Origin of the sequence: Mycobacterium paraense (assembly GCF_002101815.1) — a bacterium.
In the GTDB taxonomy this organism is placed as follows: Bacteria; Actinomycetota; Actinomycetes; order Mycobacteriales; family Mycobacteriaceae; genus Mycobacterium; species Mycobacterium paraense.
This window is the reverse complement of sequence record NZ_LQPM01000009.1, coordinates 99,132-123,105: the sequence shown is the minus strand read 5'-3', so window position 1 is coordinate 123,105 and position 23,974 is coordinate 99,132. Positions and strand designations below refer to the sequence as shown.

The 23,974-nt window shown below is 71.0% G+C and carries 23 protein-coding genes and 1 pseudogene; 16 read left to right on the top strand and 8 right to left on the bottom strand.

Translation table 11 applies throughout. The features are described from left to right. Positions 1-21: 21 nt before the first annotated feature. Entirely contained in the window at positions 22-942 is a 921-nt protein-coding gene (locus AWB89_RS08795; RefSeq protein WP_372515345.1) for a hypothetical protein, read from the top strand. Beyond that, the gene (locus AWB89_RS08790; RefSeq protein WP_085172901.1) at positions 939-1,583 is read left to right on the top strand and encodes a TrmH family RNA methyltransferase; all 645 of its coding nucleotides are present in this window, start codon (positions 939-941) and stop codon (positions 1,581-1,583) included. The genes AWB89_RS08795 and AWB89_RS08790 overlap by 4 nt, the downstream gene beginning before the upstream one ends. A gap of 21 nt (positions 1,584-1,604) precedes the next feature. Here AWB89_RS08790 and AWB89_RS08785 read toward each other — a convergent pair whose 3' ends face one another. Both AWB89_RS08785 and AWB89_RS08780 read right to left on the bottom strand, forming a co-directional pair. Next, positions 1,605-2,033: a hypothetical protein gene (locus AWB89_RS08785; RefSeq protein WP_085172899.1), complete on the bottom strand. Its 429-nt coding sequence runs from the start codon at positions 2,031-2,033 to the stop codon at positions 1,605-1,607. 112 nt (positions 2,034-2,145) lie between these two features. Then, a complete protein-coding gene (locus AWB89_RS08780) occupies positions 2,146-3,111 on the bottom strand; it encodes a LysR family transcriptional regulator (protein WP_085093074.1) in 966 nt (321 codons plus the stop codon). 22 nt (positions 3,112-3,133) lie between these two features. On the opposite strand from AWB89_RS08780, the gene AWB89_RS08775 reads away from it, so the two are divergent. The 9 genes and pseudogenes from AWB89_RS08775 (at position 3,134) to AWB89_RS08735 (ending at position 12,273) form a co-directional block, all read left to right on the top strand. Then, positions 3,134-4,303 (top strand): XdhC family protein, encoded by a 1,170-nt coding sequence (locus AWB89_RS08775; RefSeq protein ID WP_085172897.1) that lies wholly within the window; start codon positions 3,134-3,136, stop codon positions 4,301-4,303. Positions 4,304-4,334: 31 nt separating this feature from the next. Further along, positions 4,335-5,213: an FAD binding domain-containing protein gene (locus AWB89_RS08770; RefSeq protein WP_085172895.1), complete on the top strand. Its 879-nt coding sequence runs from the start codon at positions 4,335-4,337 to the stop codon at positions 5,211-5,213. Between the two features lie 2 nt (positions 5,214-5,215). Beyond that, complete coding sequence (locus tag AWB89_RS08765; protein WP_085172893.1) at positions 5,216-5,692, top strand: (2Fe-2S)-binding protein; 477 nt, start codon at positions 5,216-5,218, stop codon at positions 5,690-5,692. Beyond that, positions 5,689-8,088: an aerobic carbon-monoxide dehydrogenase large subunit gene (locus tag AWB89_RS08760; RefSeq protein WP_085172891.1), complete on the top strand. Its 2,400-nt coding sequence runs from the start codon at positions 5,689-5,691 to the stop codon at positions 8,086-8,088. The genes AWB89_RS08765 and AWB89_RS08760 overlap by 4 nt, the downstream gene beginning before the upstream one ends. Continuing rightward, a pseudogene (locus tag AWB89_RS08755) lies at positions 8,089-8,831 on the top strand (XdhC family protein); the annotation flags it as partial. It abuts the gene before it with no gap. 126 nt (positions 8,832-8,957) lie between these two features. Beyond that, the gene (locus tag AWB89_RS08750; RefSeq protein ID WP_085172887.1) at positions 8,958-9,533 is read left to right on the top strand and encodes a nucleotidyltransferase family protein; all 576 of its coding nucleotides are present in this window, start codon (positions 8,958-8,960) and stop codon (positions 9,531-9,533) included. Then, positions 9,533-10,411, top strand: a complete 879-nt coding sequence (locus AWB89_RS08745; protein ID WP_085172885.1) for an AAA family ATPase — start codon at positions 9,533-9,535, stop codon at positions 10,409-10,411. The genes AWB89_RS08750 and AWB89_RS08745 overlap by 1 nt, the downstream gene beginning before the upstream one ends. Before the next feature lie 13 nt (positions 10,412-10,424). Further along, positions 10,425-11,060, top strand: a complete 636-nt coding sequence (locus AWB89_RS08740; protein ID WP_085172883.1) for an SRPBCC family protein — start codon at positions 10,425-10,427, stop codon at positions 11,058-11,060. 4 nt (positions 11,061-11,064) lie between these two features. Then, the gene (locus AWB89_RS08735; RefSeq protein ID WP_085172881.1) at positions 11,065-12,273 is read left to right on the top strand and encodes a vWA domain-containing protein; all 1,209 of its coding nucleotides are present in this window, start codon (positions 11,065-11,067) and stop codon (positions 12,271-12,273) included. Here the strand turns inward: AWB89_RS08735 and AWB89_RS08730 are convergent. Both AWB89_RS08730 and AWB89_RS08725 read right to left on the bottom strand, forming a co-directional pair. Then, the gene (locus tag AWB89_RS08730) at positions 12,254-14,365 is read right to left on the bottom strand and encodes a xanthine dehydrogenase family protein molybdopterin-binding subunit (protein WP_085172879.1); all 2,112 of its coding nucleotides are present in this window, start codon (positions 14,363-14,365) and stop codon (positions 12,254-12,256) included. The two genes, AWB89_RS08735 and AWB89_RS08730, sit on opposite strands and share 20 nt — an antisense overlap. Continuing rightward, on the bottom strand, positions 14,358-14,831 hold the full coding sequence (locus AWB89_RS08725; protein ID WP_085093130.1) for a (2Fe-2S)-binding protein: 474 nt from the start codon (positions 14,829-14,831) through the stop codon (positions 14,358-14,360). Before AWB89_RS08725 ends, AWB89_RS08730 begins: the two co-directional genes overlap by 8 nt. A 150-nt stretch (positions 14,832-14,981) precedes the next feature. Between AWB89_RS08725 and AWB89_RS08720 the strand changes: the two genes are divergently transcribed. Together AWB89_RS08720 and AWB89_RS08715 are read left to right on the top strand one after the other, a co-directional pair. Beyond that, complete coding sequence (locus tag AWB89_RS08720) at positions 14,982-16,103, top strand: glycoside hydrolase family 76 protein (RefSeq protein ID WP_085172877.1); 1,122 nt, start codon at positions 14,982-14,984, stop codon at positions 16,101-16,103. Further along, positions 16,100-18,052, top strand: coding sequence for an acetoacetate--CoA ligase (locus tag AWB89_RS08715; protein WP_085172876.1), 1,953 nt, complete (start codon positions 16,100-16,102; stop codon positions 18,050-18,052). Before AWB89_RS08720 ends, AWB89_RS08715 begins: the two co-directional genes overlap by 4 nt. Here AWB89_RS08715 and AWB89_RS08710 read toward each other — a convergent pair. Beyond that, positions 18,011-18,715, bottom strand: a complete 705-nt coding sequence (locus tag AWB89_RS08710) for a DedA family protein (RefSeq protein WP_085093048.1) — start codon at positions 18,713-18,715, stop codon at positions 18,011-18,013. The two genes, AWB89_RS08715 and AWB89_RS08710, sit on opposite strands and share 42 nt — an antisense overlap. A 58-nt stretch (positions 18,716-18,773) precedes the next feature. On the opposite strand from AWB89_RS08710, the gene fbaA reads away from it, so the two are divergent. Continuing rightward, on the top strand, positions 18,774-19,811 hold the full coding sequence (fbaA, locus tag AWB89_RS08705; protein ID WP_085093046.1) for a class II fructose-bisphosphate aldolase: 1,038 nt from the start codon (positions 18,774-18,776) through the stop codon (positions 19,809-19,811). Here fbaA and AWB89_RS08700 read toward each other — a convergent pair. Further along, on the bottom strand, positions 19,808-20,629 hold the full coding sequence (locus tag AWB89_RS08700) for an Rv0361 family membrane protein (RefSeq protein ID WP_085172874.1): 822 nt from the start codon (positions 20,627-20,629) through the stop codon (positions 19,808-19,810). The two genes, fbaA and AWB89_RS08700, sit on opposite strands and share 4 nt — an antisense overlap. A gap of 47 nt (positions 20,630-20,676) precedes the next feature. Here AWB89_RS08700 and AWB89_RS08695 point away from each other — a divergent pair, with 47 nt between their 5' ends. Next, on the top strand, positions 20,677-21,093 hold the full coding sequence (locus tag AWB89_RS08695; RefSeq protein WP_085172872.1) for a DUF3151 domain-containing protein: 417 nt from the start codon (positions 20,677-20,679) through the stop codon (positions 21,091-21,093). On the opposite strand, the gene AWB89_RS08690 is transcribed toward AWB89_RS08695, so the two are convergent. Further along, complete coding sequence (locus tag AWB89_RS08690) at positions 21,087-21,995, bottom strand: cation diffusion facilitator family transporter (RefSeq protein WP_085172870.1); 909 nt, start codon at positions 21,993-21,995, stop codon at positions 21,087-21,089. The two genes, AWB89_RS08695 and AWB89_RS08690, sit on opposite strands and share 7 nt — an antisense overlap. 41 nt (positions 21,996-22,036) lie before the next feature. Further along, the gene (locus tag AWB89_RS08685) at positions 22,037-22,813 is read right to left on the bottom strand and encodes a site-2 protease family protein (RefSeq protein WP_085172868.1); all 777 of its coding nucleotides are present in this window, start codon (positions 22,811-22,813) and stop codon (positions 22,037-22,039) included. A 102-nt stretch (positions 22,814-22,915) separates the two neighbouring features. Between AWB89_RS08685 and AWB89_RS08680 the strand changes: the two genes are divergently transcribed. After that, positions 22,916-23,956: a pentapeptide repeat-containing protein gene (locus tag AWB89_RS08680; protein WP_085172866.1), complete on the top strand. Its 1,041-nt coding sequence runs from the start codon at positions 22,916-22,918 to the stop codon at positions 23,954-23,956. The last annotated feature ends 18 nt before the right edge of the window (positions 23,957-23,974 follow it).

The following is a 23,974-nucleotide window of genomic DNA, read 5'->3' as shown; positions in this document are numbered from 1 at the left end:
CGAGGGGCTGCTGCGCCCCCTGTGACCGCTGCGGCTCGCCGCGCCGCGTGCGGTCTCGTCGCACTGCTCGCCATCGCCGCAATCCTGGTCGGGTGTTCGGGCTCCAACCAGCCCGTGCGGCCCTACGGCGCCCAGGGCGCGCGGCTGGGCGAGGCGCTGGCGCTGCTCGGCTGGAACATGTCGGTGTCGAACCTGCGCTGGGACGGCGACTACGTGCTGGTCGACGTGGACGCCTCGCCGACGGATCCGAAGGCGGCGCACGCCAAACCCGAGGACATCCGCTTCGGGCTCTACGGTGCGCTGGCGCACCCGATCGAGGCGGCCGGCCTGGGCAGCTGCGACGACGCGATGAACAGCGTGCACGACATCCAGCACGCGCTCTCCGCGCCCGCCGGCCGGCTGACGGGCACGGTTTGCCTTGGGCCGCTGAAGGATCGGAGCCAGGTGCGGGGCGTGTACGGCTACTCCCCGCGCGACCGGATAGCCAACACCTCGGCGGCCTACCCCGCGGCGTTTCCGGTCGGGCTGCCGCCGACGAACGCCAACGACACCGGCCTGGTGGTCAAGACCGTCAGCCTGTCGGCATGGCGCGCCGACGGCGCCCCGGTGACCAAGGCTCAGCTCGGCGACCCGGCGGCGTTCAGCGGCAACGGCTTCATGCTGCTGGGATTGGAGGCCACCGCGGTGGCGGACCGGTATCGCGACGACTCCGCCAAGCGCGGCGGCCCGCTGATGCTGCTCGTCTCGCCGACGCTGCCCGGCCGGGGCCTGAACCCGGCCTGCGCGACGTACGGGTCGTCGGTGCTGATCCTGCCCGACGCGTCGCTGGATTCGGTGCGCGTCAACGCCTCGCTGTGCACCCAGGGCGAGATCAACGAGGCGCTGCTGTACGCGACGGTGGCGGTGGACGGCACCCACGCCGGGGTGTGGACGCAGCGATGAGCGGGCCCGGGCCCACCGAATGGGGAACGACGGCCGGCGGCGTCGGGCCCTGGCCGGGCGATCCCCCCGACGACCCGCGCTACGACCCGAACCTGTTGCGCGACGGCGACACTCGCAACGTCGTCGACGCCTACCGGTACTGGACCCGGGAAGCGGTCATCGCCGACATCGACCGGCGCCGCCACCGGTTGCACGTGGCGATCGAGAACTTCGGCCACGACGCCAACATCGGCTCGGTGGTGCGCACGGCCAACGCCTTCGCGGTCCACACCGTGCACATCGTCGGGCGACGGCGCTGGAATCGCCGCGGCGCCATGGTGACCGACCGCTATCAGCGGCTGTGCCACCACGACAGCACCGCCGAGTTGCTGGACTTCGCCGCCGGTGCCGCCCTGACCGTGGTCGCCGTGGACAACGTCCCCGGCGCGCAGCGGCTGGAACAGACTGCGCTGCCGCGGGATTGCCTGCTGGTGTTCGGTCAGGAGGGCCCCGGCATCACCGACGACCTGCGGGCCGGCGCGGCGCTGACGGTGTCGATCGCCCAATTCGGCTCCACGCGCAGCATCAACGCCGGGGTGGCCGCCGGGATCGCGATGCACGCCTGGATCCGCCAGCATGCGGACCTGTCGCGCGCGTGGTAGCCGGCCGCGAATGCCGCACGGCTACGCCAGCCGGTCGGCCTCGTCGGCCACCGCCTGCAACGCCGCCGCCAGCTCGCGGGCCTGCTCGGCCTGAAACTCTTCGTCATGGGTGGCCGACACGCTGATCCAGCGCTCGCAGCTGCCGTCGGCGAACTGCTGGCCCCGCACGCGGACGACGGCCGACCCGACCTGCCTTGTGCTGCAGTCGAATTCGCGCCACGTCCGCTCGCCGTGAGTCTGCCAGCCGTAGAGGCGCGTCGCGTCGGGCGGGGCGGCGATCTGACCGGACATGACGGCGGTGGCGTTCGCGGCCGCCAGCTCGTCGGCCATGGCCCGCATGGTGGCCGGGTCGTCGCCGGATCGTTCCTGGAGTTCGAACCCCGCGGCCTGCTCGGGGGTGAGCCGGTCGGCGACCTCGCGCCAGCCCGCGGTGTCGTCGGGGCGCGTCATGGCCGCCTCTCGCCGGGTCGAGTGTGAATCCCTGACCTTGAGTGTGAACCAGTGGCGCGGTCAGCCGGCGTGTCGTCGCCCAGGATGCACACGCAAAGCCGTGAGCACACCCTCAACTCCACAGCGTCACATGCACTTTCGGGCGGAAGCGCGTCACGCCGACGCCGGAGCCGCGGATCATCGCCTGGGTGCACCTCGGGGTGGTGATGAAGCGGACCAGCTCGGACACGGCGGGCTGGCGCACCGAGGGGGCTAGCGTCGCCGCGCCCCACTCGCCGGAGCGGTCCAGGCCGGGGCCGGACACGTGGGTCAACCGCCCGGCCGCCAGATCCTTCGCGACGGCGAAACCGATCGTCAGGCCGACCCCGCCGACCCGCTGCACCTCCTCGAGCGCGGCGGCGTCGCTCTGGAAGATGCGCTGCTGCGACTCGGGAATGGCCAAGCCGCGCAACATGTTTGCGATCTCGCCGTCGACGCTGCCCGCCGACGGGCCGAGCATCCACTGTTGCTGGCGCAGCAGCGCCGGCGCCGGAATCCCCGCCGCCACCGGGCTGTTCGGCGCCGCGACGGCGATGATCTGATATTTCAGGAACGGGCGGACGAAGATCGTGTCGTCGGGCGCGATCGAACCCTCGCTCACCGGCCCGATCGCGATGTCGACGGCGCGCGAGCAGATCAGGTCCCGGAACCGGCTCGTCGGGTGCACGCTCAACTCCACCGACAGGTCGTTGGCGCGCGACGAGAACAGCTCGATCAGGCCGGGCGCGGCGTGTTCGGCGAACGCGGTGGACGCCGCGATCCGCAGCAGCCGGCGCCCGTGCGCGGCCTCGGTGACCTCGATCGCCGTTTGTTGCTGCAGCCCGAGGATTTCGACCGCGCGGCTGGCCAGGCGCAGCCCGCCGGGCGTGAACGCCAGCCCCGCGCCGGTCCTGGTGAACAGGGGATCGTCGAGCTCCTTGCGCAGGGCGGTCACCAGCATCGAGATGCCGGCGTCGGAAACACCCAGCTCCGCCGCGGCGGCCCGCACCGAACCCAGGCGGACCACTGCCGAATAGGCCCGAAGTTGAGCCGGAGTCACGCCATGAGCCTACTTTGAGAGTGTGCGTGACGTGCTTGCCCAGCTGGTGTCGGTCTGGCGCGCCGGTGACACCGCGGGGCTCGGGACGGTGGTGCGGACCTTTCGGTCCGCGCCGCGGCCGGCCGGGGCCTCGATGGTGGTGGCGCCCGACGGCACCGTGGCCGGTTCGGTGTCGGGCGGCTGCGTGGAGGGCGCGGTGTACGACGTCGCGACCGAGGTGGCGAAGACCGGCACGCCGCGGCTGGAGCGCTACGGGGTCAGCGATGGCGACGCGTTCGCCGTCGGCCTGACGTGCGGCGGGATCATCGACGTCTTCGTCGAGCCGATTTCGCGGGCGACGTTCCCCGAGCTCGGCGCCGTCGCCGACGACATCGGCGAGAACCGTCCCGTCGCGGTCGCGACGGTCATCGGCCACCCGGACGCGCGGTGGGTGGGGCGGCGGATCGTGGTCCGGCCCGACCCCACAAGCCCCGTCGCGGGATCGCTGGGCTCGACGCGCGCCGACGCGGCGGTCGCCGACGACGCGCGCGGCCTGCTGGCGGTCGGCCGCAGCGAGGTCCTCAAGTACGGGCCCGACGGGCAGCGCCTCGGCGACGGCATGGAGGTGTTCGTCTCCAGCTTCGCGCCGCGCCCGCGGATGCTGGTCTTCGGCGCCATCGACTTCGCGGCGGCCCTCGCGCAGCAGGGCTCGTTCCTCGGCTACCGGGTGACCGTGTGCGACGCCCGCGCGGTCTTCGCCACGCCGGTGCGGTTCCCGACGGCCGACCACGTCGTCGTCGACTGGCCGCACCGCTACCTCGCGGCCCAGGCGCAGGCGGGCGCCGTCGACGAGAACACGGTGATCTGCGTGCTCACCCACGACCCGAAGTTCGACGTCCCCGTGCTGGAGGTGGCGCTCGGGCTGCCCCGCGTCGGATACATCGGCGCGATGGGATCGCGCCGCACCCACGACGACCGGATGAGCCGGCTGCGCGCCGCGGGGCTGACCGACGCCCAGCTGGCCCGGCTGTCCAGCCCCATCGGGCTGGACCTCGGCGCCCGCACGCCGGAGGAGACCGCGGTGTCGATCGCCGCCGACATCATCGCCAAGCGCTGGGGCGGCGGGGGCCGCCCGCTGACCGAAACGACCGGCCGCATCCACCACGACGCGCAGGTCGGCGACGAGTTAAACGATTACTTAACTCGCTATTGACGGCCCTGTCAGCGCGGCTGACACTGCTGCAATGCAAGTACCGGGACCCTTCGAATACGAACGCGCAACCAGCGTCGACCACGCCGTCGGGCTGCTGGATCGGCTGGGGGAGGGGGCGCGGGTGATCGCTGGCGGGCACAGCCTGCTGCCCATGATGAAGCTGCGCATCGCCAACCCGGAGTACCTCGTCGACATCAACGACCTGGCGCCCGAGCTCGGCTACGTGATCACCGACCCGACGCTGGTGCGCATCGGCGCCATGACCCGTCACCGCGAGATCCTGGAGTCCGACACCCTGGCCGCCGTGTGCCCGATCTTCCGCGACGCCGAACGGGTGATCGCCGACCCGGTTGTCCGCAATCGCGGCACCCTGGGCGGCTCGCTCTGCCAGGCCGATCCGGCCGAGGACCTGGTGACGGTCTGCACCGTGCTGGACGCGGTGTGCCTGGCCCGCGGGCCCGCGGGCGAACGCGAAATACCGATCGACGAGTTCGTCGCCGGGCCCTACGAAACCACCCTGGCCCACAACGAGATCCTGGTCGAGGCCCGAATCCCGGTGCGGCTCAACACGTCCAGCGCCTACGCCAAGGTGGAGCGGCGCGTGGGGGACTGGGCGGTGACGGCGGCCGGGTCGGCCGTCACGCTGGACGGCACCGACATCGTGGCCGCGCGGGTGGGCCTGACGGCGGTCAACCCCGACCCGGGCGCGCTGGCCGAGCTGGCGGCTGCCCTGGTCGGACGGCCGGCCACCGAGGAGACCTTCGCCGAGGCGGGCCGCCGCGCCGCCGCGGCCTGCGATCCGGTGACCGACGTGCGCGGCACGGCGGAGTACAAGCGGCACCTCGCCTCCGAACTGACCATCCGCACGCTGCGCACCGCCGCGGAACGCGTGCGCGCAGAAGGGAATTGATCATGCAGGTCACTATGACCGTCAACGGCGAGCAGGTCACCGCCGAGGTCGAGCCCCGGACGCTGCTGGTGCACTTCCTGCGGGATCAGTTGCGGCTCACCGGAACACACTGGGGCTGCGACACCAGCAACTGCGGGACGTGCGTGGTCGACGTGGACGGCGTGCCGGTGAAGTCGTGCACGATGCTGGCCGTGATGGCGTCGGGGCACAGCGTCCGGACCGTCGAAGGGCTCGCGGTCAACGGTCAGCTGGACCCCGTGCAGGAAGGGTTCATGCGCTGCCACGGGCTGCAGTGCGGCTTCTGCACACCGGGGATGATGATCACCGCCCGTGCCCTGCTCGACCGCGACCCCCATCCCGACGAGGACACCATCCGCGAGGCGATCTCCGGGCAGATCTGCCGGTGCACGGGATACACGACCATCGTGCGGTCCATCCAGTGGGCGGCGCAGCACAGCACGAGCGAGGTGACGTCATGACCACCATCGAGTCGCGCCCGCCCTCGCCCGAAGACACGGCCGACAACGACCAAAAGCCGTGCGGCCACGGCCGGATGCTCCGTAAGGAAGACCCGCGCTTCATCCGCGGCCGCGGCACCTACGTCGACGACGTGGCGCTGCCGGGCATGCTGCACCTGGCCATCCTGCGCTCGCCGTACGCGCACGCCCGCATCGCCGGCATCGAAGTGACTGCGGCCCTTGCGCATCCGAAGGTCAAGGCGGTGGTGACGGGCGCCGACCTGGCCGAGAAGGGCCTGGCGTGGATGCCGACGCTGTCCAACGACGTGCAGGCCGTGCTGGCCACCGACAAGGTGCGCTTCCAGGGCCAGGAGGTGGCGTTCGTCGTCGCCGAGGACCGGTATTCGGCCCGCGACGCGCTGGAGCTGATCGACGTCGACTACGACCCGCTGGATCCCGTCGTCGACGTGCGCAAGGCGCTCGAGCCGTCCGCGCCGGTGATCCGCACCGACCTGGACGGCAAGACCGACAACCACATCTTCGACTGGGAGACCGGCGACGCGGCCGCCACCGAGGCGGCGTTCGCGCGCGCCGACGTCGTCGTCAAGCAGGAGATCGTCTACCCCCGGGTGCACCCCGCGCCGATGGAAACCTGCGGCGCGGTGGCCGATTTGGACCCGGTGACCGGCAAGCTCACGCTGTGGACCACCTCGCAGGCGCCGCACGCCCACCGCACGCTGTACGCGTTGGTCGCCGGCCTGCCCGAGCACAAGATCCGGGTGATCTCGCCGGACATCGGCGGCGGCTTCGGCAACAAGGTGCCGATCTATCCCGGCTACGTGTGCGCGATCGTCGGCTCGCTGCTGCTGGGCAAGCCGGTGAAGTGGATGGAGGACCGCAGCGAGAACCTGACGTCCACCAGCTTCGCCCGCGACTACATCATGGTCGGCGAGATCGCCGCGACCAACGACGGCAAGATCCTGGCGATCCGGTCCAACGTGCTCGCCGACCACGGCGCGTTCAACGGCCAGGCGGCGCCGACGAAATATCCGGCCGGCTTCTTCGGCGTGTTCACCGGCAGCTACGACCTCGAAGCCGCCTACTGTCACATGACCGCCGTGTACACCAACAAGGCGCCCGGCGGGGTGGCCTACGCGTGCTCGTTCCGGATCACCGAGGCGGTGTACTTCGTCGAGCGGCTGGTCGACTGCCTGGCCTTCGAGCTCAAGATGGACCCGGCCGAGCTGCGGCTGCGAAACCTGTTGCGGCCGGAGCAGTTCCCGTACCAGAGCAAGACCGGCTGGACCTACGACTCGGGTGACTACGAGACCACCATGCGCAAGGCCATGGACATGATCGGCTACGACGCGCTGCGAGCCGAGCAGGCCGCGAAGCGCGAGCGGGGTGAGCTGATGGGCATCGGCATGGCCTTCTTCACCGAGGCCGTCGGCGCCGGCCCGCGCAAGGACATGGACATCCTGGGCCTCGGCATGGCCGACGGCTGCGAGCTGCGCGTGCACCCGACGGGCAAAGCCGTTGTGCGGCTGTCGGTTCAGAGCCAGGGTCAGGGGCATGAGACGACGTTCGCGCAGATCGTCGCCGAGGAGCTGGGCATCCCGCCCGACGACATCGAGGTGGTACACGGCGACACCGACCAGACGCCGTTCGGGCTGGGCACCTACGGGAGCCGGTCCACCCCCGTCTCGGGTGGGGCGGCGGCGCTGGTGGCGCGCAAGGTGCGCGACAAGGCGAAGATCATCGCCTCGGGCATGCTCGAGGCCTCGGTCGCCGACCTGGAGTGGGAGAAGGGCACCTTCCACGTCAAGGGCGACCCGTCGGCGTCGGTGACGATCCAGGACATCGCGATGCGCGCGCACGGGGCCGGCGACCTGCCCGAGGGCATCGAGGGCGGGCTGGACGCCGAGGTCTGCTACAACCCGTCGAACCTCACCTATCCCTACGGCGCGTATTTCTGTGTGGTGGACGTGGATCCGGGCACCGCGGTGGTCAAGGTCCGACGCTTCCTGGCCGTCGACGACTGCGGCACGCGGATCAACCCGATGATCATCGAGGGCCAGGTGCACGGCGGCATCGTCGACGGCATCGGGATGGCGTTGATGGAGATGATCGCGTTCGACTCCGACGGCAACTGCCTGGGCGGGTCGCTGATGGATTACCTGATCCCGACCGCGATGGAGGTGCCGCACCTGGAGACCGGTCACACGCTGACGCCGTCGCCGCATCACCCGATCGGCGCCAAGGGCATCGGCGAGTCGGCGACCGTGGGCTCACCTCCTGCGGTGGTGAACGCGGTGGTGGATGCGTTGGCGCCGTTCGGGGTTCGGCACGCCGACATGCCGCTGACGCCGTCGCGGGTCTGGGAGGCGATGCAGGGCAGAGCGAGGCCGCCGATCTAGATGAGGATCAGTGAGCGCGCACAGCAGCTGTTGGCGGCACGGACGCCCTTCGTGCACGCAACCGTGGTGCGCGCCCAGCCGCCGACCTCGTCCTACCCGGGCGACGAGGCAATCCTGTTGGCGGACGGCACCATCGAGGGCTTCGTCGGTGGCCAGTGCGCCCAGAACTCCGTCCGCAAGGCGGCGCTGGGCGCGCTGCAGGCGGGCGAGAGCGTGTTGCTGCGGGTGCTGCCCGACGGCGACGTGCATTTTCCCGAGGCGCCCGGCGCCTGCGTCGTCGTCAACCCGTGCCTGTCCGGCGGATCGCTGGAGATCTTCTTGACCCCGCAACTGCCGGCGCCGCTGATCGAGATCCACGGGGCCACCCCGATCGCCGAGGCGCTGGCCCAGCTGTGCGGAGTACTCGGCTACGACGTCCGCCGCGGCACCGACGTCGGCGCGGCCACCGCGGTGGTGATCGCCAGCCACGGCGGCCCGGAGGCCGAAATCATCCGCGCGGCACTGGATCACGGCGTCGGGTACGTCGGGCTGGTGGCCAGCAGGGTGCGCGGCGCCGCCGTCCTCGGCCAACTCGACCTCTCCGACGACGAGCAGGCCCGGGTGCACACCCCGGTCGGACTGGCCATTGGGGCCAAGACGCCGGCGGAGATCGCGGTCTCGATCGCGGCCGAGCTGGTCGCCGGCATCCGCGACGGCGGCCTGTGCCGCGCGGTCGCGACGCCGATCGAGACGTGCGGGGCGGTCGATCCGGTGTGCGGCATGACGGTGACGATCGGGCCCGACACCGAGCACCTGCGGGTGTCCGGCGCGGATTACTGGTTCTGCGGCCCCGGCTGCCGCGCGGCGTTCGCCGCCGGGAAAGCTGGCGCATGACCGTCACCGGTGTCGTGCTGGCGGCCGGCCGTTCGCGCCGGCTCGGAACCCCCAAACAGCTGCTGCCATACCGGGATACGACCCTGTTGGGCGCCACCCTCGGGGTGGCCCGCGGCGCAGGGTTCGACCAGCTCATCGTCACCCTCGGCGGCGCGGCCCAGCAGGTGCGCGCCGCGGTGTGCCTCGACGGGACCGACGTGGTGGGCGTCGAGGATCCGGCAACCGGGTGCGCGGCCTCGCTGCGGGCCGCGCTGGACGTGGTTGATCCGCGGGCCGACGGGATCGTGCTGATGCTCGGCGATCAGCCCGGCGTACAGACGGCCACGCTGCGGCGATTGCTCGACGAGGGGCCGGGCGCCGAGATCGCGGTGTGCCGCTACGCCGACGGCATCGGGCATCCGTTCTGGTTGGGCCGCAGCGTGTTCGGGGAACTCCGCGAGCTGCACGGCGACAAGGCGGTGTGGAAGATCGCGGAGTCGGGCCGGTGCCACGTCCGCGAGCTCGCCGTCGACGGCCGGATCCCGCTCGACGTCGACACCTGGGACGACTACCGCCGGCTGGTGAAGTCCTGATGTGCTCAGCCCCTTTCACCGATGTCGACGACGTCGTCGCCCGCTTCGACGCCCAGGACTACCTGCTCGACGCGGGAACCGCCGCGGCGATCTACCTGGCGGTCACGCTCGGTCGCCCGCTGCTGCTGGAAGGGGAGCCCGGCGTCGGCAAGACCACGGCCGCGAAAACCCTTGCGGCGGTGCTGGACACCGAGCTGGTGCGGCTGCAGTGCTACGAGGGGCTGACCGCCAGCGAGGCGCTCTACGACTGGAACTACCAGCGCCAGCTGTTGTCGATCAGGCTGGCCGAGGCCGGCGGCAGGGGCATCGAGGAGGCGGACCTCTACACCGAGCAATACCTCGTCGACCGGCCCATCCTGCGCTGCGTGCGGCACCGCGGCCCGGCCCCTCCGGTGCTGCTGATCGACGAAATCGACCGCGCCGACGACGAATTCGAGGCGCTGCTGCTGGAATTCCTCGGGGAATCCGCCGTGACCGTCCCCGAGCTGGGCACCTTCGTCGCCGAGCGCCCGCCGATCGCGGTGCTGACCTCCAATCGCAGCCGCGACCTGCACGACGCGCTGCGCCGCCGCTGCCTGTACCACTGGATCGATTATCCGGAGCCCGCACGGGCCGCCGCGATCGTCCGCCGGACCGTGCCCGGCGCGACGGCGCCGCTGATCGAGCACGCGACGCAGTTCATCGGCCGCGTCCGCGACCTCGACCTGGACAAGCCGCCCGGCGTCGCCGAGACGATCGACTGGGTCGCCGCGCTGGTATCGCTGGGCGTCGCCGATCTCGTCGACCAGAATGCCGTCACCAGCCTGGGGGCTCTGGCCAAGACTCCGGACGACCGTACTCTGATTCGCGACGCGTTCGCCGAATACAGCCGCACCTGAGAGGACCCGCCGCATGAAGATCGCCAACCAGTTCACCGTCAGCGCGCCCATCGATCAGGCCTGGGACGTGCTGTGCGACCTGGAGCAGGTGATCCCGCTGATGCCCGGAGCCCAGCTGACCGGCCACGAGGGCGACGACTACCTCGGCAAGGTCAAGGTCAAAGTGGGGCCGGTGACCAGCGAGTTCAGCGGCAAGGTGCACTTCGTCGAGCTGGACCGCGAGCAGTATCGCGCGGTCATCGACGGCAAGGGCAAGGAGTCGCGGGGCACCGGCAACGCGGCCGCCACGGTCACCGCCCAGCTGAAGTCGGACGGGGACCGCACCAGCGTCACCGTCGACACCGACCTGAAAATCGTCGGCAAGCTGGCCCAGTTCGGCAGCGGCATGCTGCAACAGGTTTCGGAGAAGCTGCTGGGCCAGTTCGTCGAATCGCTCGAGGCCGAGCTTGCGGCCAAGAACGCGCCGGCCGCGGCGAGCCCCGCCGGCCCGGCAACGACCGAATCCGCGCCGCGGCACGCGGCCCCGGAGCCCGAACCCATCGACCTGCTCGACCTGGCCGGCGGCGACCAGCTCAAGAAGTACGGCGCGGCGGCGGCCGCGGTGCTCGCCGTGCTGGTGCTGATCTGGGTGTTGCGCCGGAGGCGTTAGCCCCGTGAGCACCCCACTGCTGTTGCGGGGCGTCGACCTGGCGGCGTTCGCGGCCGCCCTGGTGGCGCGCCTGCGCGGCGCGGGGGTGCAGGTGTCCGCCGACGGCCAGGCCGGCTTCGTGCAGGCGCTGCGGCTGCTGGTGCCGGACACGACGTCGGCGCTGTATTGGGCGGCGCGGCTCACCCTGGTGAACAGGATGGACGACCTCGCCGCCTTCGACGCGGTTTTCGAGGCGGCGTTCGGCGCGGCCCCGGCCGACGCCGCCCGGGGCCCCGAACCGGTCCTTCCCGTGCCCGGCCCCACGACGCCGGCGGCCGGCACGGTGCGCCCCGCGGGAGCCCCGCCGAGCGCCGGCGCCCAACGACTGCCCTGGGCCACCCGCGCGTCCGCCGTCCGCGACGCGTCCGCGGAAACGAGCGTGCTGCTGCCCGACCTGCTGCCCGGCCGGATCGCCGCCCGCGCCGACGAGCCGTTCGACCGTTTCGACGCGCAAGACCTGCGCCTGCTCGGCTCCTGGCTGGAGGCCAGCGTCGCGCGCTGGCCGCGGCGCCGCAGCATGCGGTTCGAGCCCAGCGCGGGCGGCAAACGCATCGACCTGCGCGCCACGATGAACGCCTCGCGCGAAACCGGCTGGGAATCAGTGAAATTGGCGCGCACCCGGCCCCGCCGCCGGCCCCGCCGGGTGGTCCTGGCCTGCGACGTGAGCCGCTCGATGCAGCCGTACGCCGCGGTGTACCTGCATCTCATGCGTGCCGCCGCGCTGCGCCGGCACGGCCTGCGGCCGGAGGTCTTCGCGTTCTCGACGTCGCTGACCCGGCTCACGCCGGTGCTGTCGCACCGCTCGGCCGAGGTGGCGCTGCAGAAAGCCAACGCGAAGGTCACCGACCGCTACGGCGGCACGTTCATCGGCCGCAGCCTCGGCGCCCTGCTGGCCCCACCCAACGGCAACGCTCTTCGCGGCGCGGTGGTGATCATCGCCTCCGACGGCTGGGACGCCGACCCGCCCGACGTGCTCGCCCACGCGATGGCGAGGCTGCGGCGCCGCGCCGCGACGCTGGTGTGGCTCAATCCCCGTGCGGCGCAAGGCGATTTTCGGCCGCTGGCCGGTTCGATGGCCGCGGCCCTGCCCTATTGCGACCTGTTCCTGCCCGCGCACTCACTCAGCGGGTTGCGCGAATTGCTGCACGCATTGGCTAGTCCATCGTCGCGATGAGCTGCTCGGGCGTCAGCGGCAGCGAGCGCACCCGCACACCCAGCGCGTCGTACACGGCGTTGGCAATCGCGGCCGCCGTCGGGCCCTGGGCGCACTCGCCGATTCCCAGCGGGGGATTGCCTTGTCCGGCAACGAATTCGACGTCGACCGCGGGCACCTCGGAGAACCGCAGGATCGGATAGGTCTCCCAGGTGTCGCTGGTGACGTTGAAGCCGTCGAAGCGGACCCGCTCCTTGAGCGTCCAGCTGGTGGCCTGGATCGCGCCGCCCTCGATCTGGTTGGCCGCGCCGTCGGGGTTGATCACCAGCCCGGCGTCCACCGCGATCACCAGCCGGCGCACCCGCACCTGCTCGACGGCCTCCACGTCGGCGACTACCGCGCAGTAGGCGGCCGAATTCTTGTAGCGCGCATACCCGATGCCGTGCCCGACGGATTCCCGCCGCGCCCGCCCCGACCAGCCGGCCCGCTCCGCCGCCGCCCGCAGCACCGCGCGCCCGCGCTCGTCGCGCAGCTGCGCCAACCGGAACTCGAGCGGGTCGCGGCCCGCGGCCACCGCCAGCTCGTCGAGGAACGACTCCGCCGCAAAGACATTGATGAACGCCCCCAGCGAACGCAGCGCCGAGGTGCGCAGCGGCATCTCGTTCAGCAGATGGTTGATCACCCGATAGGACGGAAAGTCGTAGCCCGGAACCGAATTGCGGCCGGTGCCGCCGCCCCACTCGACCGGCGGCTCGCCGCCGGCGCGGAGCGGCTCGCCACCGGCGCGCTCGCTGGCCGCCAGGAACGCCGGCGTCGGCGTCGTGCCGGGCCGGCCCATGTAGCTGCCGCTCCAGATCTCGTGGCGCCAGTCGACGACGGCGCCGTCGTCGCCGCACTCGGCGGCGATCTCGACCACCGCGGCGGGACCGAAAGGCGCCCAAGCCAATTCGTCCGCGCGCGACCAGACCAGGTGCACCGGCCGCCCGGACACCGCCCGGGCCAGCACCGCGGCGTCCATGGCGGCGTCGTCGGCGCCGTTGTGCCCGTAGCAACCGGCCCCCTCGACGTGGCGCACCACCACCGCATCGACCGGCAGGCCCAGCGCCGCGGCCAGTTCGCGCCGCAGCACGTGCACGCCCTGGCTGTGCGACCAGACCTCCAGCCGACCGTCGGGATGCGCGAGCGCCGCCGCGGCCGACGGCCCGATCGAGGCGTGCGCCAGGTACGGCCGGTGGTAGCGGGCCGAATGCGACCGCGTCGAATGAACCGGCACCGCGGCCCCTTTGGACGCCAGCAGCGACGTCTCGGCCGCCGCCGACAGGAGAAACCCGGGCAGGTCGCCCTCGTCGGGCAGCGTCGGCCGCTCGTCCCAGGTCGCGTCGCCGCGCAGCCGCTCGGCCGCGCGCACCGCGACCTCCTCCCGTTCGGCGATCACGCCCAGGAACTCCCCGTCACGCACGACGGTGACCACCCCGGGCAGCGCCAGGGTCGCCTCGGTGTTGACCTCCCGCAGCCGGGCGCCGCGCGACGGCGGGCGCACCACGCGGCCGTACAGTTGCCCGTCCATTACGAGGTCGTGCAGGTAGCGCGGCCGCCCGGTCAGCTTGTCGGGCAGGTCCAGCCGCGCGACGTCGGTGCCGACGACGGCGTAGTCCGACTCGGGCTTCGGGGTCGCCTCCCCGGTGGCGGCCCGGTCCAACAGCGAATCGTCCGCGAGCTCCCAATAGCTGGTGGCCAGGCCGTGCGGGCCGCTGAACTCGCCGTCGGCGACGTCCAACTCGTCGGGGGCGACGGAGAGCTTGGCCGCCGCCGCGTCCAGGTAGATCGCCCGGGCCTCGGCGCACGCCTGGCGCAGCGCCGCCCCGGACTGCTGGATCGACCGGCTGCCGGCGGTGAAGCCCTCGTCGGGGCTGCGATCGGTCGACGCGGCGATCATCCGCACCCGCCCGACGCCCACGTCGAGCTCCTCGGCGGCGATCTGCGCCAGCGCCGTCAACACGCCCTGGCCCAGCTCGACCTTGCCCGAGCGCACCTCGATGACGCCGTCCGGGCCGATCCGAACCCATTCGCCCAGAATGGGATTGGCCGCAAGCGACTCCGGCAGGTCAGGCATTCGTGGACCCCCGCAGTTCGGCCCCGGCGCGCAGCACCGCCGCGACCACCCGATTGTGCGAGCCGCACCGGCACAGGTTGGCGTCCAGCGCGGCGCGCACCTCGTCCTCCGTCGGGTCGGGGTTGTCGGCCAGCAGCGCCGCGGCCGCCACCACGATCCCCGACATGCAGTAGCCGCATTGCGCCGCCTGCCCGGCGACGATGGCGCGCGCCACCGGGTGCGGTCGCCCGTCGTCGCCCAGGCCCTCCACGGTGCGGATCGACTTGCCGGCCACCGACCACAGCGGGGTGTCGCAGGAGTACACGGGGCGGCCGTCGGCGAGCACGAAACACGCGCCGCACAGCCCCACCCCGCAGCCGAACCGGGTGCCCTTCAAGCCCAGGTGATTGCGCAGCACGTACAGCAGCGGTGTGTCGTCCTCGGCATCGACCTCGTGCCGCCGCCCATTGACGGTCAAATCTCCCATGGACTCCAGCATGCTCCGGTGCCGAGTGTGCGCCTGCGGCGTCGTGTGTGCGGTGGCGGCGAGATTTCTGCGAATTTCTCACCCTGAGCGCACACACAACGCCCAGACCGCACACTCGACGGACACCGCGCTAGGGCAGGATCGACAGGTATGGATCAGCTATGGGCCAACCGGGCGGCCAGCTCGGAAGCCGCTGTCGCGCAGCGACACCTGAAGCGGCTGTGGGCGCTGCCGGGCACCCAGCTGGGCGTGGTGGCCTGGCCGCCGACCCGCAAAGACCGGCTGTTCGGCACCTGGCACTACTGGTGGCAGGCGCACCTGCTGGATTGCCTGGTCGACGCGCAGCTGCGCGACCCCCAACCGCACCGGCACGCGATGATCAACCGCCAGGTCCGCTCGCACCGGCTGCGCAACAACTTCCGCTGGACCAACAGCTATTACGACGACATGGCGTGGCTGGCCTTGGCGCTGGAACGCGCGGCCCGGCTGGCCGGCGTCGAGCGCCACCGCGCGCTGCCCAAGCTGGCCGACCAGTTCGTCGACGCGTGGGCGCCCGCGGACGGCGGCGGCATCCCGTGGCGCAAGCAGGACAAGTTCTTCAACGCCCCGGCCAACGGCCCCGCGGGCATCTTCCTCGCCCGCTACGGCGAACACCTGCAGCGGGCCGACCAGATGAGCGACTGGATCGACCGCACCCTGATCGACCCGGAGACGCACCTGGTGTTCGACGGCATCAAGGCCGGCTCGCTGGTGCGCGCGCAGTACACCTACTGCCAGGGCGTCGTGCTGGGGCTCGAGACCGAGCTCGCCGCGCGCACCGGCGCCGAGGCCAGGGCCCGGCATCAGGCCCGGGTGCATCGGCTGGTGGCGGCGGTCGGCGAGCAGATGGCGCCGTCGGGCGTGCTGCGCGGCGCCGGCGGCGGCGACGGCGGCCTGTTCGGCGGCATCACCGCCCGCTACCTCGCGCTGGTCGCCACCGGCTTGCCGGGCGACTCCGCCGACGACGCCGTGGCCCGCGACACCGCCCGCACCATCGTGCTGTCGTCGGCGAAGTCGGCCTGGGACTACCGGCAGACGGTGGACGGGCTGCCGCTGTTCGGCGCGTTCTGGGACCGCGACGCCGAGCTGCCCAAGGCGGGTGGCGAAGAGGCGCAGTTCGTCGGGGGCGCGGTCAATGCGTCGGAGATCGCCGAGCGGGATCTGTCGGTTCAGCTATCGGGGTGGATGCTGATGGAGGCCGCCTGTAACGTCACCGCGGTGAGCGAGACATGAGCGAACTGAGCGGCGGCTGGATCCCCGACGAGGCAACGCTTGCCGGCGCCAACCTCACCCGCTTCATGGCCTGGCTGGCCGAGACCGGCCGCGGCGAGTACCGCGACTACCAAAGCCTGTGGGCAAAGTCGGTGGACGACATCGACTGGTTCTGGGACGCCGTCTGGGCCTACTTCGACATCCGGGCGGACAGTCCGCCCCGCGCTGTGCTGGGCGCGCGGTCCATGCCCGGCGCCGAGTGGTTCCCCAGCGCCACGCTCAACTACGCCACCGAGATATTCCGGCACGCCACCGACGAGCGCCCCGCGATGATCGTCGTCGGTGAGGACGGATCCACCGAGTGGTCCTGGGCGAGGCTGCAGCGGGAGACGGCGGCGTTCGCGGCCTACCTGCGCGGCCTCGGCGTCAGGCCCGGCGACGCCGTCGTCGGGTACCTGCCCAACGTCGGCGAGGCCGTCGTCGCCGCCCTGGCCACGGCCGCCGTCGGCGCGATCTGGGGGGTGTGCAACCAGGACGTGTCGGTGGACGGCGTCATCGCGCGGCTCGGCCAGGTCGAGCCGGCCGTGCTGGTGGCCACCGACGGCTCGGTGTACGCCGGCAAGCGCATCGACCGGCGCGCCGAGCTGGCGACGATCCGGCAGGCGATGCCGACGCTGAAGGCCACCGTGGTGGTGCCGCGGCTCGGGCTCGACGTCGACGCCGACACCGTGCCGTGGGCCGCGGCGATCGAAAACGATGCCGCCCTGGACATCACGCCGGTCCCGTTCGCCCACCCGCTGTGGGTGATGTTCTCGTCGGGCACCACCGGCAAGCCCAAGGGCATCGTGCACGGTCACGGCGGCGTGGTGCTCGAGCACCTCAAGTACCTGAACCTGCAACTCGAGCTCAAGCCCGGCGACCGCTTCCTGTGGTACTCGTCGACCAGCTGGATGATGTGGAACTTCCTGGTGTCCGGCCTGCTGGCCGACGCCACCATCGTGCTCTACGACGGCAGCCCGACGCATCCGGGCACCGACGGGCTGTGGCGGGTCGCCGCCGACGCCGGCGTCACATTCCTCGGGGCCGGCGCCGGATACCTGTTGGCCTGCGCCAAAAAGGAATTGAGGCCGGGCGAGTCGTACCCGCTGGAGAACGTGCGCGCGGTGGGATCAACCGGGTCACCGCTGCCGGCGTCCGGATTCCGTTGGGTCCAGGAGGGACTTGGCCGGCCGGTCCCGGTGATCTCGATGAGCGGCGGCACCGACGTGTGCACCGCCTTCATCGGCGGCTGCTCGATCCTGCCGGTGGTGGCCGGCGAGCTGTCCTGCATCTGCCTGGGCGCGGCCATCGAGGCCTGGCAGGGCGAGGGGAACCCCGTCATCGGTGAAGAGGGCGAGCTGGTGCTGACCAAGCCGATGCCGTCGATGCCGGTGTTCTTCTGGAACGACGACGACGGCAGCCGCTACCGCGGCGCCTACTTCGACAAGTACCCGGGCGTGTGGTGCCACGGGGACTGGATCACCATCAGCGACCGGGGATCGGTTGTGGTGCACGGCCGTTCGGACGCCACCCTGAACCGGATGGGCGTGCGGATGGGCAGCGCGGAGATCTACACGGCCGTCGAACGGATGCCGGAGGTGACCGACTGCCTGGTCGTCGGCGTCGAGCAGGACGACGGCGGCTACTGGATGCCGCTCTTCGTGCACCTGGCGGACGGCGCGGAACTCGACGAGGCGCTGCGGTCCAAAATCGTCGGCGAGATCCGCCGGCATGCCTCGCCGCGCCACGTGCCCGACGACATCCTGGACGTTCCGGGCATCCCGCGGACGCTGACCGGCAAGCGGCTGGAGATCCCGATCAAGCGGATCCTGCTCGGGGCCGCGCCGGATCAGGCCGTGCAGCAGAGCTCGCTCGACAGGCCGGAGCTGCTAGACGCTTTCGTTGCGTACCGCAGAAGCCGAGTGTCCTGAGTCGGTCTCCTGGCCGGCCCCGCGGCGGCGCCCCCGGTAGGCGCGCCAGGCGGCGATGAACGCGGGGATCAGCGAGACGAACAGGATGCCCAGGATGATCTTTTCCAGGTTCTGGTGCACGAACGGGACCGTGCCCAGGAAGTAGCCCGCAAGCGTCACACCGCCGCCCCAGAGGATGCCGCCGACGATGTCGAACCCGAGGAACACCGGGTAGCGCATGTAGGACACCCCGGCCACCGGCGGGACGAACGTCCGCACGAACGGGGCGAACCGCGCGAGGATGATCGCCCAGGGCCCGTACTTCTCGAAGAACGCGTGTGACTCCGTGACGTAGTGCTTCTTGAAGAAGCGGGAGTCCTCCTTCTTGAACAGCGCCGGACCGATCCGCCGCCCGATGAAGTACCCGGTCTGGTCGCCCAGGATCGCGACCGCCGCGACGGACGGCGCCAGCACCCAGATGCTCGCGGGCGGGTTGGGGTGCGCGGCCAGCAGCCCGCCGGTGAACAGCAGCGATTCGCCGGGGAGCAGTGGAAACAGCAGCCCGGTCTCGATGAAGACGATGACCAGGATGCCGGGCAGCACCGCCGATCCGAAGACGCCATTGGCGCCCAGCCAGTACATCGGGTCGAGGATGTCCGGCAGGGCCGTCACGGTGGTGCTCACGATGCTTCAACATACCTTTGTTGCGATACTGGATGGGCCCAGCCGCCAGGAGGAGCCCATGCCCATCGCAACCCCCGAGATCTACGCCGAGATGCTGGGCCGGGCCAAGGAGAACTCCTACGCCTTCCCGGCCATCAACTGCACGTCCTCGGAAACCCTCAACGCGGCGATCAAAGGCTTCGCCGACGCCGGCAGCGACGGCATCATCCAATTCTCCACCGGCGGTGCGGAGTTCGCGTCCGGCCTCGGGGTCAAGGACATGGTGACCGGCGCCGTCGCGCTGGCGGAGTTCGCCCGCGTCGTCGCGGCCAAATACCCGATCAACGTCGCGCTGCACACCGACCACTGCCCCAAGGACAAGCTCGACAGCTACGTGCGCCCGCTGCTGGCGATCTCGGCGGCGCGCGTGAGCGCGGGCGGCGATCCGCTGTTCCAGTCCCACATGTGGGACGGCTCGGCGGTGCCGATCGAAGAGAACCTGGACATCGCGCAGGAGCTGCTCAAGCAGGCGGCGGCGGCGAAGATCGTCCTGGAGATCGAGATCGGCGTGGTGGGCGGCGAGGAGGACGGCGTCGCCAACGAGATCAACGACAAGCTCTACACCACGCCCGAGGACTTCGAGAAGACGATCGACGCGCTGGGCCACGGCGAGCACGGCAGGTACCTGCTGGCCGCGACGTTCGGCAACGTGCACGGCGTCTACAAGCCCGGCAACGTCAAGCTGCGCCCCGACATCCTCGCGCAGGGGCAGCGGGTGGCGTCGGCCAAGCTGGACCTGCCCGAGGGATCCAAGCCGTTCGACTTCGTGTTCCACGGCGGCTCGGGCTCGCTGAAGTCGGAGATCGAGGAGGCGCTGCGCTACGGCGTGGTCAAGATGAACGTCGACACCGACACCCAGTACGCGTTCACCCGCCCGATCGCCGGCCACATGTTCACCAACTACGACGGCGTGCTCAAGGTCGACGGCGAGGTGGGCGTCAAGAAGGCCTACGACCCGCGCACGTACCTCAAGATGGCCGAGGCCGGCATGAGCGAGCGCGTCCTGGAGGCCTGCAACGACCTGCACTGCGCCGGGAAGTCACTCGGCGCCCGCTAGCCGCTGGGGGACTGGCAGATCTTCCAGTGGTCGTCGCGGTATTGCAGGTCGAGGCTGCGCGTCGAGCGCAGCGACGGGTCGTAGGCCATGAACGTGGTGATGTTCGCCTCGGCGTGCTGGCCGTTGACGACGACCTGGTCGATGCTGGCGATCACCGGATACTGCTTGGCCGCCGACACCCGCTGGTAGGTCTCCTGCCAGGCGTGTTCGTCGTAGTCGACGTATCCGTCGCGGGCGTTCCCGCACGTCATGGTGCGCAGCGCGGTCAGGTCGCCGCGCTGCACCGCGACGTCGTACTGCTGGATGGTGTGCCGAACCTGGTCTTCCTCAGAGACTTTCGAGTGCTTGCCGCGGGTCAGCAGCACGGTGCCCAGGATCGCGATCGCCGCCAGCGCCAGCACCACCACAACCAGCGCCAGCACCCAGCCCCAGTTGAATTGCCGCGTCGTGCGCAGCTTTGCCCCAAGCCGGGGCGGGATGGATTGCGGCACAGCGGCTTTCGGGGGAACTCCCTGCTGCGCCGGCGCGGGTTGGCCCGCCGGCGGCGAGGCGAACACCTCCGTGGCGGGCTCGGCGGAAGTCGCGATGACCTGGGTCTCCTTCGCGTCGAATCCCGGTGCGGTGAAACGACGTTCGCGTTGCGCCCCGTCCGGATCCGCGTCGGGGTCGCCGCCCCGATCGGATTTGTTGATCACCACCGTCTCGGTCTCGGGATCGTCGGGCACCATCGGCTGGCCCTCGGCGCCCTCGCCGCCGGGCGCTTCGCCGCCCGGCCGCCTCGGCGCGCCGCCGCGGTCGGGTTCGGGTGGATTGGACATGCAAGGAGCTTAGCGACCCGCACCGGGGGGACGGCAAAATAGACACCATGACGTCGATGGGAGATCTTCTCGGACCCGATCCGATCCTGCTGCCCGGCGATAGCGACGCCGAGGCGGAGCTGCTGGCCAACGAAAGCCCGAGCTCCGTCGCCGCCGCGCACCCGTCGGCGTCGGTGGCCTGGGCGGCGCTGGCCGAGGAGGCGCTGGCGGAAGACAAGGCCGTCACCGCCTACGCCTACGCCCGCACCGGCTACCACCGCGGCCTGGACCAGCTGCGGCGCAACGGCTGGAAGGGCTTCGGGCCGGTGCCGTACGCGCACGAGCCCAACCGGGGCTTCCTGCGTTGCGTCGCGGCACTGGCGAAGGCGGCCGACACCATCGGCGAGACCGACGAATACCAGCGCTGCCTGGACCTGCTCGACGACTGCGACCCCTCGGCCCGCGCCGCGCTGGGGCTTCAGTAACTCTCGGAGCTTTCCGAGCACGAGTCGGCGCCGCCCGGGCACTCGATCTGCACGGTCGCGTGGTCCAGCCCGCGCGCCGACAGCACCGCGCGCGCGTCCTGCAGCACGCGGGCGGAGTCGGCGTCGCTGGTCAGGTGCGCGGTGCACATGTCCTTGCCGGGCGAGAGCGTCCACACGTGCAGGTCGTGCACCTCGGTGACGCCGTCGACGGCGCCGAGCGCGCTGCGCAACTCCTCGACGTCGATGTGGGCCGGCGAGGCCTCGGACAGGATGCGCAGCGCGTCGCGGGCCAGCGAGATGGCGCGGGGGGCCACCCACAGCGCGACCAGCACGGCGACCACCACGTCGGCGTACGGCCAGCGCGTCGTCACCGTGACCACGCCGGCGATCAGCACGCCGAGGCTGCCGACGCTGTCGGCCACCACCTCCATGTAGGCGCCCCTGACCGCCAGGCTGCCTTGCGCGTGCGACCGCAGCAGCAGCGCGACCACCAGGTTGGCCAGCAGGCCGAGCAGCGCGACGACGATCATCGGCACGCCGGGGATCGACGGGGTTTCCTTGAGCCGCTGGATCGCCTCCCACAGGATGAACAGGGCCACGCCGATCAGCAGCCCCGCGTTGGCGACCGCGGTGAACACCTCCGCCCGGTGCCACCCATACGTGCGCGCGGGCGACGAGCTGCCGCGGCGGGCCAGGGTCACCGCGGCCAGCCCCATGAACACCGCGACGACGTCGGTCAGCATGTGTCCCGCGTCGGCCAGCAGTGCGATCGAATTGATCAGCAGCGAGGTGGTCAACTCGATGACGAAGAACGCCGCCAGGATCGCCGCCGCGACGACCATGCGCGGAATCATCCGGGACAAGTCGCCCTCGGCGGGGGTGTGGTTGTGGCCGGCGCCCATAGCCCAGCAATATATGCGCAATGGCGCATATATGGCAAACGTCAGACCCAGCCGCTCCAGAAACGGGTCAGCTGGTTGCCGGCGGACACCAGCCAGTGCGGCACGCCGGAGAAATCGAACAGCCAGAGCACCACGCGGAAGAACCACGGGCTGGCCGCCAGCAGCAGGAAGATCAGGACGAAGAAGCCCCACTGCTTGGCCGGGGCCAGCGCGCGCTGCGTCTCCGGGCTCAGATGCGGTTCCAGCGCGTCGTAGCCGTCGAGGCCCGGAACGGGCAGCAGGTTAAGCAACACCGCGGTCAGCTGAAGGAAGCCCAGGAACGCCACGCCCGCCCACAGGACCGCGTGGGCCGGGTCGTAAAACAGGCGGGTCAGCGCCAGCAGCAGCACGGCCAGCACCAGGTTGGCCGCCGGGCCCGCCAGGCTGACCATGCTGCGGCGGGCCGGGGTCATGAACCAGGTCCGCACGTACACCGCGGCGCCCGGCAGGCCGATGCCGCCCAGCAGGATGACCACCATCGGCAGCACGAGCGACAGCGCGGGGTGGCTGTACCGCCGCGGATCCAGCGTCAGGTAGCCGCGGACGGCGACATCGTGGTCGCCGAAGCGCCAGGCGGTCACCGCGTGCCCGAACTCGTGCAGGCACAGCGACACCAGCCAGCCCGCGATCACGAAGGTGAAGACCCCGGCGTAGGACAGCGGCCGCACGCTCGATCCGGCCAGCCAGGCCAGCACGCCGCCGGCCGCCGTCAGCGCGACCAGGCCCAAGAAAATCGGGCTGGGCCGCACCGATTCGTGTTGCCGGCCGGGGAAGCTCACCGGTCGAAACTACCGGACGCGCGGGCCGCCGTCCGTTATCGAGACATTGGAGTACTCGACTACTCATGCGTGCAGGCGAGGGGGTGAGCGACGCTCAACGCCATGACATCGGTTAGGCAGGGCGCACCGCCGCTTCCCGCCCCAAAAGTCAACGGCCTGCCCGGTGACGGCCTTGGTCTCACCCGCCGCGCATCGTCAAGGCGGGAACGCGTCATTCGGGTGCTGATAACAGTTTTTTCCTGGCCGGGGTGGAAGTCGGTCGGGGCTGTCGCCACGTCCGTCGTGGCGATCGGTACGGCCGTCGTCGCCTATGGAACCTTCAAGGTCTCGAAGCAGACCGTGCAGCTCTCGGAGCAGACGCTGCAAGCCAACACGCGCCAGCAGGCGAGCGATCGCTACAGCAAGGCGATCGAGCACCTCGGATCGGACAACCTCGACGTACGACTCGGCGGGATTTACGCGTTGGACACGCTTGCGACGGACACGCCGACCGAACACCAGGACGTCTACAACGTCCTGACATCCTTTGTCCGCGGCCATGCGGCAGTCGGCACGGGTGCGTGTGCCGATTCGAATCCGCTTGCGGCGGTTGCCAATTCACCGACCCCGCTGGGGGCCCGGACCGCCCTGACCGCTGCCGCTACGACCGACCCCCGTCCCAGCGAGGACATTCAAACGGTGATCTACGTGGTGGGCCGGCGCGATCGGAGCCACGATGCGGCGAATGAATCGGTAGATTTTTCGCACACGTGCCTGCGGGGTGCCAGCTTTCTGGCCGAAACGGCGGCGGATTACTCCGACGTCAGCATGAATTCCTCCGACTTGCGCGGTGCCAACTTGGGCCTGGCGCGACTCGAGAACGTGTATTTGTACGGCGCGACACTGGATGACGCCCTGATCGTCGGCTCCAAACTCCGCGGCGCCCGGCTGTCCTATGCGCACTTGTGGCGTGCCGGACTGAGCGGAACGGACCTGCGCGGGGCGCATCTGGCGAATGCCGACCTCACCAAGGCGAACCTGTGCGACGCCAATCTCTCGGGCGCCGACCTCGGTGGCGCGAACCTGACCGACGTTCTCTACGGCGACGGCACCGTCTGGCCCAGCGGTTTCACGCCGCCGCCCAGCCGGCCGGGCGCCTGCTGACGCTGCCGCCCCGAGGTT